This is a genomic window from Corynebacterium sp. HMSC068H04 (assembly GCF_001811255.1).
Taxonomy (GTDB): domain Bacteria; phylum Actinomycetota; class Actinomycetes; order Mycobacteriales; family Mycobacteriaceae; genus Corynebacterium; species Corynebacterium hesseae.
The window spans coordinates 39,723-54,026 of record NZ_KV803969.1; the positions used below are offsets into that span (position 1 = coordinate 39,723).

Below are 14,304 nucleotides of genomic sequence, written 5' to 3' on the forward strand. Positions count from 1 at the left end.
CCGCGAGCGCAGCGGCGCAACGTGGCCACACAACACAGTGGGCCCGCACACAAAAGGAGGCCCGGTTACCCCGGGCCTCCTTCTATGATCGTCGTTCGATGCTCTTAAGAGAGCTTGGTGCCCTTCCTGTTCCAGGACTGCTCAATAATAGCCTCGCCCTCGGTGCTGATTTCGATAGCAGAGCAACCACCCTCGAAGTAGACGCGGGAGCTCATGGCGACCAATCCGCCGTCTACGAACACCTCAACGCTGGCACCATCCTGAATGACGGTGAGGGTATCCGAATCGCCCTCGGCCAGCTTGGCCACTGCTGGCGCGGAATCCTTGAAGTAGTTGTCGAAGGACTTCGACATGGAGCGATCCAAGCTGATTTCCTCGCCCGTGTGGCGGATGACCGCAGCGGCGTCACCGGAGCCGTCCTTCAGCGTGACAGTCACGCTCGAGCCCGCCGGTACCTCCAATACACCTGTCCAAGACCGTGCGTAGTTCGAGAGCTTCACAGCATCCGGCAGCCCCTCCGCCGGAGTCTGGTAGAGCACACCGCCCTGCAGCGTGACTGCACGTGGCAGTGACAAGCTATTAGCCCAGTCCTCAGCCTCCCACGTGGGGTGCTTGGTAGCGTCATCACCGCGGCCATTGCCATTGAGCAGGCCGAGGATGACTGCGCGGTCGTAGCGGCGCTCCTGCGGAATCGTTCCGGTCGTGGTGTTGGTGTTGCGTGGCCGGGAGAAGTCATGGCCATAGTCCACACGCTGGAAACCTCGTGCCACGGTGAACACGGTGCCGTCGAGGCGGCCCACGATGTAGCCAGAAACGTCGCGGCCCTCGCGCTCTAAGGTGACAAAGAGGACATCGTAGATTTCCCTATCTACCTCGTCACGAAGGCGCACCAAGCGCGGTGACACCACCGGCGGGATGGGGGAGGTAGCCGGGACCTCGCCGTCTTCAAAGCCAGGGTCGCCGTCGAAGCTCAAGGGCCCAAGAAGAGTCCAAGATTCGCCATTGGGGCTGTCCAGAATTACCGGCATCGGGGCATCGGAATGACCGGTCAGCGCCAGCATCAGCCAGCCATCGTGTCCCTCTTCGCGGTCTTCCTTGGCCCAATCCGGGACCACGGAAGGCGAGCGGAAGCGGTCATAGTTGGTGTGGGCGCCCACCGCCTCCCCAAAGCGGACGACATCCGGATCGAGCGCAGAAGGGTCATCAGACACGATGCATTCATCGGCGTAGTCGGTATACCGCGCCAAGCGCACGCTGGTGCCCACCGAGGTCACCGAGGTGAAATAAAGGTTGAGGGCGTCCTTGCCCTCCGCCACTGAGCCTGCGCGTAGTGACAGCTCGCCACCGACGGGGGCGAGGACGTCGTCGCAGTCCAGCCACGCGAAGGCTGTTTCCTCGGAGGTGGAATGGCCCCAGCGCGCAGGCTGGCCAGCGTCAGGGCGGTACTGGTGGAACAAGTGCCAGGTATGACCGTCCCGGACGATTCCCGCGGGGGCGTCGAGGATCCCGCTATCGGGAACGAAGTGAAGTTCTGGGCGATGGTGCGTTTCTTTATGCGTCACGGCAGTCCTTCCTACATTAACGAGCGGTAAATGTCCACGGTCTGCTGCGCGATGGTGGCCCACGAGAAGTCCTCGATGGCGCGCTGGCGGCCCGCAGCACCGAAGCGTTGTGCCAGCTCTTTATCGGCAGCAACGCGGTTCACGGCGGCGGCAATATCGGCCTCAAAGGTCGCGTCGTCATCTGCGTCATAGTTGACCAAAACACCAGTTTCGCCGTCGACAACGACCTCGGGGATGCCGCCCACATTGGACGCCACCACGGCGGTGCCACAAGCCATTGCCTCAAGATTGACGATTCCCAAAGGCTCATAAATTGAGGGGCAGACGAACACGTCGGCGCCGGAGTAGACCTGCTTAATTTCCTCGCGCGAGAGCATGTCCTTGACCCAGAACACGCCGTCACGCTGGGCGCGCAGCTCCTCCACGAGGGCCTCGGTCTCCGCTGCAATCTCCGGCGTATCGGGTGCGCCGGCACACAGCACAAGCTGAATGTCTTGGTCAAAGTTCTGGGTAGCCTTCAGCAGGTGCTTCACGCCCTTCTGCCGGGTGATCCGCCCCACGAAGGCGACGATGGGACGCTGCTTGTCGACGCCCAACTTATCCAGCACCGCCGACTCACCCGGTTGCCATACCTGAGTATCGATGCCGTTGAGGACCACGTGGACCTTGTCGGCGTCGATGCGGGGGTATGCATCCAAGATTGAGTCTTTCATTCCGGCCGACACCGCGATGACGGCGTCAGCGTACTCCATGGCGTTCTTTTCCGACCACGAGGAGATCTCATAGCCACCACCAAGCTGTTCGCGCTTCCACGGGCGGTGGGGTTCGAGCGAGTGTGCGGTGACCACGTGGGGGATGCCGTACAGGCGGCTGGCAAGGTGCCCACCCAGTCCCGTGTACCAGGTGTGGGAGTGAGCCACATCAATATCGGAGGCGGCGTTGGCCATGCGCAGCCCTGTGGAGAGTGTCTGCAGCGCGGCGTTAGCCTCCTTCAACGAGGGATCAACGCCATGCACAAACACATCCTTCTCGTCGCGCTCAGAACCCATGCAGTGAACTGAAACATCGATGATCTCGCGCATGAAGCGCGTGAGCTCTGCAACGTGGACGCCCGCTCCGCCATAAATCTCCGGCGGATACTCCTTAGAAAAAATTCCGGCTCTCATAATCGCCAGAATACGGATTATCCACAGCTCGCGCTAAACCTTGAGAGGCCATGTGGCACGTTGGCCCGCGGGGGCGGCGAGAGGTCATCAAAAGGGGGTAAAAACAAGCACTCTTCGACTGCGCGATCCAGAAAACGTCTATAGATTGGGTGATGTGAGAAGCCTTCCAAATGTCCTTGCCATTGTCCTTGCCGGCGGTGAGGGAAAGCGCCTTTTTCCTCTGACGGAAGACCGCGCTAAGCCCGCCGTTCCGTTCGGCGGTTCCTATCGCCTGATCGATTTCGTGCTGTCCAATCTTGTCAACGCCGGATTCCTCAAGATCGCGGTGCTGACCCAGTACAAGTCCCATTCTCTGGACCGCCACATTTCCCAAGCGTGGAACCTGTCTGGACCCACCCCGCAGTACATCGCTTCCGTTCCGGCTCAGCAGCGTCGCGGTAAGCGCTGGTACAACGGTTCCGCCGATGCCATCCTGCAGTCGCTGAACCTGATTTATGACGAAAAGCCGGACTATGTCATCGTTTTCGGCGCCGACCACGTCTACCGCATGGACCCAGCGCAGATGGTGGAGGAACACATCGCGACTGGCCTGGACTGCTCGGTGGCGGGCATCCGCGTCCCGCGTTCGGAGGCTTCTGCCTTCGGCTGCATCCAGGCGGATGGGATGGGAACGATTACGGAGTTCGTCGAGAAGCCTGCCAATCCTCCGGCGACCCCGGATGATCCGAACATGACCTATGCCTCCATGGGCAACTACGTCTTCACCACGCAGGCGCTTATCGACGCGTTGCTGCAAGACGAAAAGGATGAGGATTCCGCTCACGATATGGGCGGCAACATTATCCCTTACTTCGTGAAGCGCGATCAGGCGCACGTCTATGACTTCATGGCTAACGAAGTTCCCGGTTCCACGGAGCGTGACCATGGCTACTGGCGTGACGTCGGTACCATCGACTCCTTCTATGAGGCGCACATGGACATGATTTCGGTGCACCCAATCTTCAACCTGTACAACCGTTCGTGGCCTATTCATTCCACGGATGACTCCAACTTCCCGCCGGCGAAGTTTGTGCAGAACGGTATTGCGCAGTCCTCGATGGTGGCTCCGGGTTGCATCGTCTCCGGTGGTACGGTGCGCAACTCCGTCCTAGCTTCGGACGTGCATGTGGCGGATGGGGCGACGGTGGAAGGCTCCGTCATCCTTCCCGGCGTGCGCATCGGTCGTGGCGCGGTAGTCCGCCATGCCATCCTGGATAAGAACGTGGTGGTCAGTGACGGCGCCATCATCGGTGTGGACCGCGAGCGCGATGAGGAGCGCTTCAAGGTCTCTGAAGGCGGAGTCGTGGTTGTGGGCAAGAATGTAAAGGTCTAAGTCGCGTTATTTCTGTCCTAAAGCGGGCGTGCGGGTGGTGTGATTGCCACCGTCGCGCCCGCTTTTGTGGTGCTTGGTGGGCTAGAGCTTCGTGATGAGTGTCAGGCCCGCGCCATAGGGTAAGCGGGTGACGGCGGCGTCGTCGAGGGAGCGAGCAAACTCGTCGGCCTCGCGGGCGGCGGCGGTGTCGCGGTCGGTGCGGGAGGGGTCGGCCACGGTGCCGTCGAGAAGCGCATTGGCCAACACCAAGGTGCCGTGCTGATGGAGCAGAGGCCAGGCGGCCTTGAGTAGTGCAGGCATGTCGAGGGCGGGGACCTCGGCGTAAATCACCTGGTATGTGTCATTAGCCAAGCGGCCCATGATGTCGAGCGGGCGGGAAGGAAGGAAGCGCCCGCGGCTAGGGGAGTAGCCAGCATCGCGGAACGCCTGCTTAGCGCTGGCCTGGTGCTCGGCCTCTGGGTCAATGCAGGTCAAGATACCGTTGTCCGGCATCCCCGCCAACAGGTAAAGGCCCACGACAGAGGCAGCGGGGGTAATCGCCACCGCTTGGGGGCGGGAGGCGGTACCGGAAGAAACCGCGGCGAGCGTGCTGAGCAGCTGGCCGGTGGCCTCATCCGGCGAAGGCAGTCCGTACTCCTCCGCGTGGGCGCGGGCGGCGGCGAGCACCTCAGAGCTCTCGCTGGTGGATTCGATATAGGTTCGCATTGCGTCATAAGCCGTAGTAGTCACAATAGAAAACCATAGTGAACTCGCTGCAGCTGCGCGCCGAGAATCGCCCGCGATTGTCCTCTCCGTGTGGCACAAGAAGCGCATGTAAGAGGAGTGACGGATTCACAGGCTGCTCACAGTGCGCTGGCTGGAGTTTCGGCCCGCACTATAGAATGATGATCCTCATGACCACACAGCAGCGCAGTGTTGAGCCCGCTCAAAGCACTCGTGATTCTTCTTCCACCGTCAGCTCTTCCGAGAGTGCAGAAGCCCAAGAGCTGACCGGAACCGCAGCGTTCGACGCCGGCCAGGGCGACATGCCCTCTTGGGGGGAACTCGTTGCCGAACATGCTGATGGTGTCTACCGTTTGGCCTACCGCCTCTCCGGTAACCAGCATGACGCCGAGGATCTTACGCAGGAGACCTTCATGCGCGTCTTCCGCTCCTTGAATAAATACCAGGCCGGAACCTTTGAGGGCTGGCTGCACCGCATTACCACGAACCTCTTCTTGGACATGGTCCGCCACCGCTCTAAAATCCGCATGGAGGCCTTGCCGGAGGATTATGAGCGTGTCCCCGGCACTGACATGACCCCGGAGCAGGCCTACTCGGTGGCTAACCTCGACCCGGCGTTGCAATCGGCACTGGATAACCTTGCGCCTGATTTTCGTGTTGCGGTGGTGCTCTGTGATGTCGTTGGCATGAGCTACGACGAAATCGCCGAAACCCTTGGCGTGAAGATGGGTACCGTGCGTTCTCGAATCCACCGTGGCCGCTCCCAGTTGCGCGCCGCATTGGAAAAGGAAGCACAGACCAACGCGGACACCCGCAGCCTGCTGCGCACGCGCTAGACTGGGCAGCGTTTAGCCTTAGGACTGCGAAACTCGCAGCTAAGTGAAGGCCTAAAGCACGCGCTGAGTTGAGGTGACGTTGAGGTGAAGGAATCAGGGCATAAGAAGTCCTCGGGGGATCAGGAACATGGCCACTACCTAGGCTCGTCCGGATTCTTTACTGAGGCCCAAGCCAAAGTCCGCGATAAAGCCAAGTCACGCGCGCAGCGCGCGGATACGATCGGCCACTTGGGGCCCGAGGCGGTCGTCGCCTTTGTCGATGGTGAAATGCCGGCCAAGTATGCCCACCGCGTGCGCGTTCATCTCGTGCACTGCGCGGAGTGCCGAGCGGACATTCACCACCAGCGCAATGCCGCCGAATGGATTCGGGAATGCAGCGTGGATTCCCACGTCAAGGCGCCGGATTCCCTCATGGCTAAACTTGCGGGTATTGCTAATCAGGGCGCTGGGCCTGGGCCGGACGCGGAGATGCCCGCCCATCGGCCTCGCCAAGACTTCCTTGACAAGGTGGAGATGGTCGTCCGCGCTATTCGCCATAACCAGAGGAGCTGAGCCCCCAAAACCCCAAAGGTTGTGGGGCGCGCCCTACACACCGGTCCTGCCTGTCACATACAGCGAAGTGGTTAAGATAGTTTCGTGTTTTCCTCAATTGGTTGGGTAGAGATCCTCGTCATCGTGCTGCTGGGTCTGGTGATCATCGGACCTGAGCGCTTGCCCGGTGTGATTATGGACGTGCGTGCGGCGATTTATGCGGCGCGCAAAGCAATTGCCAACGCTAAGGCGGAGCTCAACGGTGAGATGAGCGGTCTCGGCGCGGAGTTCGATGATCTTCGCGTACCTCTGAGCCAGGCGGCGGAGTGGACGCGCATGGGGCCGCGCGGGGTTATCACCAAGGCGCTTTTCGACGGCGACGAGTCCGCCTGGGACGATTTCAACCCGAAAAAGATGGCTGAGGACATCAAGAAGAGCACCAGCCCGTACGAGCACGACGCAGAAGTAAACAACCAACCCGCGCCGCAGAGACCAGCGCAGCCCGCGCCACAGGAGAACCCCGCGCGGCCGACGTTTGATTATTCGCAGGTCTACCCGGACCTGGGTGCGCAGCAGTCCGTGGAAGAGCGAGCGACTAACAAGAAAACGACACAGCCCCCGCGCGGCGGGAATGCATCCGCCGGCGAGGGCAGCTCCTCCTGGGAGGATGTCACCTAAGGCCCGATTAGTTCTTGCGGGTCACGCCCAAGCCGAGCTTCTTGCCCACGAGGGAATCGGAGCGCACCGCAATGGAATCCGCCACCTTGGTGATGGCTTGCGTAGCGGGGGAGTCGGGCGCGGAGATGACGATGGGGGTTCCGGCATCGCCAGCCGCGCGCAGGCTTGGATCGAGCGGGATGCTGGCCAGCAGGGGAACCTCGTGGCCCAGCAGCACACTGAGGCGCTCGGCCACCACGCTGCCGCCACCGGAGCCGAAGATATCCATCGTGGAGCCGTCCGGCATGACCATCGCGCCCATGTTCTCAATCACGCCGGCCACGCGCTGGCGCGTTTGCTGCGAGATGGAACCGGCGCGCTCGGCCACCTCGGCCGCGGCCGCCTGCGGGGTGGTGACGATGAGCAGCTCGGCGTTGGGGATGAGCTGGGCCACCGACAGGGCCACGTCACCAGTACCCGGTGGCAGGTCCAGCAGGAGCACATCCAAGTCACCCCAGAAGACGTCCGCGAGGAACTGCTGAAGGGCTCGGTGCAGCATGGGTCCGCGCCAGACGACGGGCGCGTTACCCTCCACGAACTGGCCAATCGAGATGTGCTTGATGCCGTGGGAGACGGGGGGAAGCAGCATTTCGTCGTCAAGCACTGTGGGGCCCGCCGTGGAACCCAGCAGGCTGGGCACGGAGTGGCCGTAGATATCGGCGTCCACGATGCCCACCTTGAGGCCCTTGTTCACCAAGGCAGCCGCCAAGTTCACCGTGACGGAGGACTTACCCACGCCGCCCTTGCCGGAGGCCACCGCGAAGACGCGGGTGGTGGACTCAGGCTTGGCAAAGGGGATCTCCGGCTCGGCTTGCCCGCCGCGCAGCTTCTGTTTGAGCTCCTTGCGCTGCTCGTCGCTCATCGGTGTCATGGAGATGGTGATCTCGCCGACACCGTCTTGTTCGGAAACAGCCGCGCGGGTATTGGACTCGATGGTGCTCTTCATCGGGCAGCCCGCGATGGTGAGATAAAGCTCGATATCCACGTCCGAGCCGGTGACGGTCACGGACTTCACCATGCCGAGCTCAGTGATGGGGCGACCGATTTCTGGGTCATCGACGCGGGTGAGCGCGTCGCGAACGGAAGATTCAGTAATAGCGCTAGTCATAACCCGCACCAGTCTAGTCACCCGTTGCTGAGGAGAGCCACACCGCGTCAGGGCAATGGGATGTGTAAAATTCAGCCAGATGCTGCGCCTGAAGCGCTGCAGCTGCACAGTAGTGACATGTTGTGGTTTATGTCCTGCCCCATGTCTGGTTTAAGAGAAAGAATGCGCCCTATTTTGATGCCCCGCGAAACCTCACGTTCCCGAACCTTCTCCCGCGTTGCTGGGGTGGCCTTGGTGGGGGTTGTGGGGGCGTCGCTCAGCGCTTGCTCGGGATATGAGCCCAAGCCAGATCCCAAGCCTGTTGCATCGGCGCCAATCACCATCATGATCGACCCGACATCCCATGAGCAGCGCGTATTGGCTGAGATCTACCGCCAGACCCTCCGCGATGAGGGGCGTGCGGCCACCGTTTCCCAGGAGCCAATGATGGTCCGGCGCGGCGGTGAACACGTCAGTGGGGTAAGCACGAACGGAAACTTCTTCGTTGGCTGTACGGGCGAATTTTTAAACGTCTACAACCCGGTGGAGGCCCGCGAGATTTCAAAGGATTATGTGGCCGCCAAGGATGAGGGGACGAAGGACGTGGATTTCCTGGAGCGCACCCACGTTGCGCTCATGGCGTCGATGCCTCCGGAGATGTCCGTGGTCGAGCCCGCCGGCGCTGAGGGCTGCCCTAACTCCAAGCCGGAACTGCCGCAAAACTACGTCGTGGTCTACCAAGACGGGCTTTTTAACCGCGATGAGAAACTAGAGATCGCGTCCTTTACCAAATTCCTGACGACGCAGGACCTCGATGAAGTCGTTGAGGAGGTGGAGGAGTCTGAGGATTTCGAGGGCGCCGTGCGCGCCTGGATGGAGGCCAACCTCTCGCAGAACCTCAACGAGGAGGGCGACTCCAATTCCTCCGGTGGCTCGGATTTGGTTCACGAGGAATCCTAAACGGTTGCGCCTACCGCTTGATCGTGTGCTTCGCATGACGGTGGGCACGCTGTGCTTGGCGACGTCTCCCCGTGCCCTACATGCAGAAACCTAGTCCTGTCTCATAGGGTGGACGATTCAGCGAATTTTCAGCTTTTAAAATGCTGTGAACTGTCGTCAATAAATGGCTGGTGAGTAGGTATTTTTCCTTGCTTTTCTCCTCTTTGGTAGGTATTATTTTGAACGATAACCTGTCTATTCCCTGTCTGTTCTCTCGGGTATTTGTGGGGAGAGCGCTTGGCAAGCCCTAAGACCAACGCTTTCCCGCGGGGGGCGAGGCAGAGTTTTGCATTGGAAAGGTCTATTGAAATGAATGCACAAAGCAGTAGTTCGCCCCACCGTCGCGCCTCTCGCAGGGGAGTGGCCGCTCTCTCCGCCATTACTCTCGCGCTCAGTGGGCTAAGCGTCACGTCTTTTAATACTGTGTCCCCCGAGGCCGCAGCCGCAACGCTGACCGGCGGCATCCGCGACAAGTCCGGCGCGGTGGAGAAGGACGCGCAGAAGGCCTCGGACCTGCCGGCTGGTTCGTGTGTGATCAATGAGAATTCCCCAAGCGGCAGCCAGGCGGGTTTTACCTGGTATACCGTGGAACCGAGCTCGGGTACGCCTGTTGAAAAGCAAAAGGATTGGGGTCTGAGCCTATCTTTTGACAACTCGCAGGACCGTACGTTCGCGGATTGGGGTTTTACTAATGCTGGAAACTTGGGAGCCGTACTGAATGCTGGCTCAGTTTCCTCGAAGGACCCCGGAGAGACCCCTCTTGGTGATTTGGGGCCTGCCACTGCGAAGGCCGATGAAAGCATCAGTATTACGGCATCACGTACTCAGAGAAACCTGAATCTTTACGCCGACCTGACCGAGGAAGAGGTCACACAGTTCGCTGAGGCCGGTAAAGATAACCCGGTGCGCTACGTCTGGCAGAGCAAGTACACGAAGGAGAATCCCAACGGCCTGAAAGCGACTCAGGGCCCCAATGCCCTGTACACGGCTGTCGTGAACCCTTGGCCGAGCGAGAACATCGAATGTAACCCGATTACGGTCTCGTGGGAGAGCTTCGAAAAGCACGTCATCGTCCCAGGGGAAGAGACCAAGGTCGGTCACATCAACGTTCCGGAAGTTGTTAACGGCGGCACGGACGATTCAATGTCGCGCATGCTTGTGGAAGCTTACGACGGCAACGGTAAGTTCATTGGAACTACGGACCCTGCAGCGTCTGGCGGCGAGCAGAATCTACGCATCGACGACAACGGTGACATTTACTTCACGTGGCCTGAGTACCGCGGTACCGACCTGGCAACTGACAAGAACGTGAACTTCTCCGTTCTGGCGAAGCCGCGTACCGTCGATCAGCTTCAAGCTGCTGTCGAGAATAACAATTTCGGAGGTGGTCAGGCCTTCGAAAGCTCCAACTCGCTGACGCGCTACAACAAGGCGAACGTCATCGACTCGAAGGCGTTCTCCCTGGACGACACCGAGTACCACACCCCGAAGTACGACAAGACCGACGCCTCGATCATCTCCGGCGTCGATAGCGCCACCGGGCCGCTGGCTACCGAGCCACAGAAGGTTACCTTCACCCAGACCCCGGACCTGATCAGGGACCTAGCGAAGAAGAAGGGCGAAAAGGGCTTCGAAGCCAAGGTCAAGCTGGATGAGAAGTACGTCTACGAGGGCTGGACTGTTGAGACGGACGAGGACTACAACGTCACCGTCACCGCTCCAGAGGAGCCAAAGCCAGGCACCTTCGCTCGTCCGAAGGTTATTGTGGAGTACTCGAACGGCTCCACCGATGAGCTTGAGTTGCTCGTAGTCGTTGAACCGAACCACACCCAGGTCACCGACCTAGTGCGCCCAGGTATTTCGAAGGGCAAGGTGGGCCAGAGCATTACGGCTCAGGTTGGCACCAAGTCCATCATGAAGGGCCATGGCCCGGTTCACCCCGCGAAGTTTGAGGTTGACCCGGATACCGTTCCGGATGGCTGGACCGTTACCGTCGATGAGACCGGTAGGGTTACCGCGAAGGCGGACGAAACCGTCCCGCCGGGCAGCATCATCACCCCAAAGATCAAGGCCACCTACCCGGATCAGACCACCGATGAGATTGAGACGCAGTTCCAAGCCATCGTGGACATCAAGATCCCCGACTATGACACGGTGACCAACAAGCCGACCGCAAAGGTGAGCCTCAAGCCGAAGCTCCCGGAGCGCGGCCTGAGCGGTAACACGAACGATGAAGCCCCGAAGCGCTACACGTTTGAAGGCGGCAAGACCGAGTACACCGTCACGGATGACAGCGGTACGTGGACCGTCAAGATCGATGAGAACACTGGTGAAATCACCACCACCATCCCACGGACAGCGCCCGAAGGATACATCCTGGACGTTCCGGTTCTTGCCTACTACGACAACACCGCTAAACCGCAGCAGGTCAAGGGCACCGTTGTCGTGCTCAAGAGCGACATCGCCCCTACCTACGACGTACAGGTCACAGGCCCGAACCAGTCTGTGGAGCACCATGTTGAGGACGCCCCGAAGGGATCGAAGTTCTCCTTTGGTAAGAACGACGATGGATCGCCGATCACCGAACAGGATGTTGACGGTTGGAAGTACACGATCGACCCGAAAACTGGTGTCGTGACCTCCACTCCGCCGGCGGATTCCAAGCCGGGTGAGCAGAAGACCATCAGCGTCACGGTTGAAACCCCAGACGGATCCACCCCGAAGGTGCCCGTGACCACCGTGGTGAAGCTGACCAACAAATGGGAGGCCGATCCAACCTACCCCGAGGAAACGGTCTACCCGGGTGACACTGCGAAACTGCCGGTGACGATTGAGAAGCCGGACAACGTCAACGTTGCGAAGGAAAACCCCTACAAGTTGGGTAAGGTTCCGGCAGGTTGGACCGTCAGCATTGATGACAATGGCCAGATCACCGCAACCGCACCTAAGGATGCCAAGCCGGGTGACCAGGTCAAGATCCCGGTTACTGTGACTTACGAGGATGGCTCCACGGACACCGCTTACGGTGTTGTGAACGTTGTTGACGTTCCGACGCGCGAAGTTCCGTTTGACGTCGTCTACAAATACGACGACACCGTCCCGGCCGGTACCTACACGGTTGAAACCGAAGGCAAGGCGGGCTCGGAGAAGCAGAACAAGGACGGTAGCTGGGAGCGCACCAAGGCGCCGGTTAATGAGGTCGTTGTCGTCGGCACCAAGCCTGCCGAGAGCGCCAAGGACGTGACCTGGACGGTCCCGATTCCTTTCCCGACTGAGGTTCGCGAGAACCCGGACCTGAAGCCTGGTGAAACCCGTGTTGTCCAGGAAGGCGCGGACGGCGAGAAGACCTACACAGCCAAGTTCACTGCTAAGGGCGACAAGGCCGAGGTAGCCGAGGAAGAGACCACAAAGGAACCGGTCAAGCGCATCATCGAGTATGGCCCGGGTCTGGCCCCGAGCGAGCTGGTGACCAAGACCGAGAAGCCGATTCCGTTTGAGACCAAGGTTGTCTTCGATGACACCCTGGAAGAGGGCAAGCAGGTCGTCGATCAGAAGGGCGAGCTCGGCACCGAGGTTGAGACCTCCACGCAGAAGCTTGTCGACGGCAAGCCCTCCGGCGACCCAACCGTCACCACGGAGCGCACCAAGGAGCCGACCGAGCAGATCATCCGCGTCGGTACCAAGACCACCGGTGAGAACACCGAGACCTACAAGGCTGAGGCCCCGTACAAGGTTGTAGTGAAGTATGACCCGAACATGCCTGCTGGCGAGTCAAAGGTGACCACCAAGGGTGAGCCGGGTGAGAAGACGGTGACGATCAAGCGTGACATCGTCAACTCCAAGCCGGGCGATCCCAAGATCACCGAAGAGATCACCAAGCAGCCTGTCGACGAAGTCATCACCGTTGGCACCAAGCCGTCTGAGGCCTCTGAGAAGGTTACGTGGACCGCTCAGGTTCCGTTCGATGTTGAGACCCGTCCGAACCCGGAGTTGAAGCCGGGTGAGATCAAGGTTGTCCAGAAGGGCGTCCCGGGTGAGAAGACCTACACCGCGGACTTCACCGCGAAGGGTGACCAGGCAACGGTGACCCCGGAGGAGAAGCAGACCAAGGCTCCTGTCAACGAGATCATCGAGTACGGCCCTGCGGCCGAGGACACTTCTGTGGTGACTAAGGTTGAAAAGCCGGTTCCGTTTGAGACCGAAATTGTCTTTGACAACACGTTGAAGGAGGGTGAGCAGGTCGTCGACAAGCAAGGCGAGCTCGGTAGCGAGACCGTCACCTCCACTCAGAAGATCAAGGACGGCAAACCGGATGGCGAGCCGACTGTGACCACTGAGCGCACCAAGGAGCCAAGCAACGCGGTGATCCGTGTTGGCACCAAGACCGAGGGTTCTGAGACCTCCGAGTACGAGGTCGATGTGCCGTTCGAGACCGAGTACATCTTTGATGACACGATGGAAGCCGGTACCCAGGAGACCGTTCAAGAGGGCAAGCTGGGCAAGGACAAGGTCACCACGACGAAGAACATCGAGAATTCGAAGGTTACTGGTACGGAGACCACCACTGAGCGCGTTAGCGATCCAGTTAAGAAGATCGTCAGGGTAGGCACCAAGGGCAAGCCTGCATCCACGGTCATCGAATGGAATGAGCACACTCCGTTCGAGGTTGAGGTCCGCGTTAACCCTGCGCTGAAGCCTGGCGAGACCAAGGTTGTCCAGCAAGGCAAGCAGGGCGAGATTAAGCACACCGTCACCGTTAACGCTGAGAACGGTGAGGCGACGAAGGATGAGTCCACTGAGAAGATCAGTGATCCGACCACGCACATTATCGAGGTTGGTCCTGCGACCCACCACGAGACTGAGCTGACGGATAAGCACAAGGAGAGCACTCCGTTCGACACCATCATTGAGTATGACCCGAACCTGGAAGTTGGCAAGGTTGTTGAGGACCAGGCAGGCGAATTTGGTGAGAAGGAAGTAACCAAGACCTGGAAGCTCAAGGACGGCGTGCCGGAAAGCGATCCGGAGACGTCTGAGGAAGTCATTAAGGAGCCGACCCCGCGCAAGATTCGTGTGGGTTCCAAGTGCAAGTGCGAAGTGCCGACGGACGACCCGACAGTTGATCCCACCGAGGACCCGACGGACGATCCGACGGTAGACCCAACGGAAGACCCGACAGAGGACCCGACGGTAGAGCCAACGGAGGACCCAGCGGAAGACCCGACAGAGGACCCGACGGAAGACCCAACGGAGGTCCCAACGGAAGATCCAGCGGAAGACCCGACTGAGGACCCGACGGAAACCCCGACTG

The 14,304-nt window shown here is 60.1% G+C and carries 10 protein-coding genes; 6 read left to right on the forward strand and 4 right to left on the reverse strand.

From position 1 onward, the window contains the following. Nucleotides 1–104: 104 nt before the first annotated feature. Both HMPREF2792_RS01755 and glgA read right to left on the reverse strand, forming a co-directional pair. On the reverse strand, nucleotides 105–1,562 hold the full coding sequence (locus HMPREF2792_RS01755; RefSeq protein ID WP_070524938.1) for a GH32 C-terminal domain-containing protein: 1,458 nt from the start codon (nucleotides 1,560–1,562) through the stop codon (nucleotides 105–107). A gap of 11 nt (nucleotides 1,563–1,573) precedes the next feature. Next, nucleotides 1,574–2,728 (reverse strand): glycogen synthase, encoded by a 1,155-nt coding sequence (gene glgA, locus HMPREF2792_RS01760; protein WP_070524941.1) that lies wholly within the window; start codon nucleotides 2,726–2,728, stop codon nucleotides 1,574–1,576. A gap of 154 nt (nucleotides 2,729–2,882) precedes the next feature. Between glgA and glgC the strand changes: the two genes are divergently transcribed. Then, nucleotides 2,883–4,100 carry a glucose-1-phosphate adenylyltransferase gene (gene glgC, locus HMPREF2792_RS01765; protein ID WP_070524943.1) on the forward strand — a complete coding sequence of 406 codons (1,218 nt, stop codon included), beginning with the start codon at nucleotides 2,883–2,885 and terminating at the stop codon, nucleotides 4,098–4,100. 81 nt (nucleotides 4,101–4,181) lie between these two features. Here the strand turns inward: glgC and HMPREF2792_RS01770 are convergent, their stop codons facing one another. Continuing rightward, entirely contained in the window at nucleotides 4,182–4,829 is a 648-nt protein-coding gene (locus HMPREF2792_RS01770) for an O-methyltransferase (RefSeq protein WP_070524945.1), read from the reverse strand. A 164-nt stretch (nucleotides 4,830–4,993) separates the two neighbouring features. Here HMPREF2792_RS01770 and sigE point away from each other — a divergent pair, with 164 nt between their 5' ends. The 3 genes from sigE (at nucleotide 4,994) to HMPREF2792_RS01785 (ending at nucleotide 6,868) form a co-directional block, all read left to right on the forward strand. Then, on the forward strand, nucleotides 4,994–5,659 hold the full coding sequence (sigE, locus tag HMPREF2792_RS01775) for an RNA polymerase sigma factor SigE (protein ID WP_070525260.1): 666 nt from the start codon (nucleotides 4,994–4,996) through the stop codon (nucleotides 5,657–5,659). Nucleotides 5,660–5,743: 84 nt separating this feature from the next. Next, complete coding sequence (locus HMPREF2792_RS01780; protein WP_070524947.1) at nucleotides 5,744–6,211, forward strand: anti-sigma factor family protein; 468 nt, start codon at nucleotides 5,744–5,746, stop codon at nucleotides 6,209–6,211. A gap of 84 nt (nucleotides 6,212–6,295) precedes the next feature. After that, nucleotides 6,296–6,868, forward strand: coding sequence for a twin-arginine translocase TatA/TatE family subunit (locus HMPREF2792_RS01785; protein ID WP_070524949.1), 573 nt, complete (start codon nucleotides 6,296–6,298; stop codon nucleotides 6,866–6,868). Nucleotides 6,869–6,875: 7 nt separating this feature from the next. Here the strand turns inward: HMPREF2792_RS01785 and HMPREF2792_RS01790 are convergent, their stop codons facing one another. Continuing rightward, nucleotides 6,876–8,015 (reverse strand): Mrp/NBP35 family ATP-binding protein, encoded by a 1,140-nt coding sequence (locus HMPREF2792_RS01790; RefSeq protein ID WP_198530281.1) that lies wholly within the window; start codon nucleotides 8,013–8,015, stop codon nucleotides 6,876–6,878. A gap of 162 nt (nucleotides 8,016–8,177) precedes the next feature. Here HMPREF2792_RS01790 and HMPREF2792_RS01795 point away from each other — a divergent pair, with 162 nt between their 5' ends. Together HMPREF2792_RS01795 and HMPREF2792_RS01800 are read left to right on the forward strand one after the other, a co-directional pair. Continuing rightward, a complete protein-coding gene (locus HMPREF2792_RS01795) occupies nucleotides 8,178–8,954 on the forward strand; it encodes a hypothetical protein (RefSeq protein ID WP_070530402.1) in 777 nt (258 codons plus the stop codon). Between the two features lie 348 nt (nucleotides 8,955–9,302). Then, on the forward strand, nucleotides 9,303–14,304 hold a 5,002-nt coding region (locus HMPREF2792_RS01800; protein ID WP_083306367.1), incomplete at its 3' end, for a G5 domain-containing protein.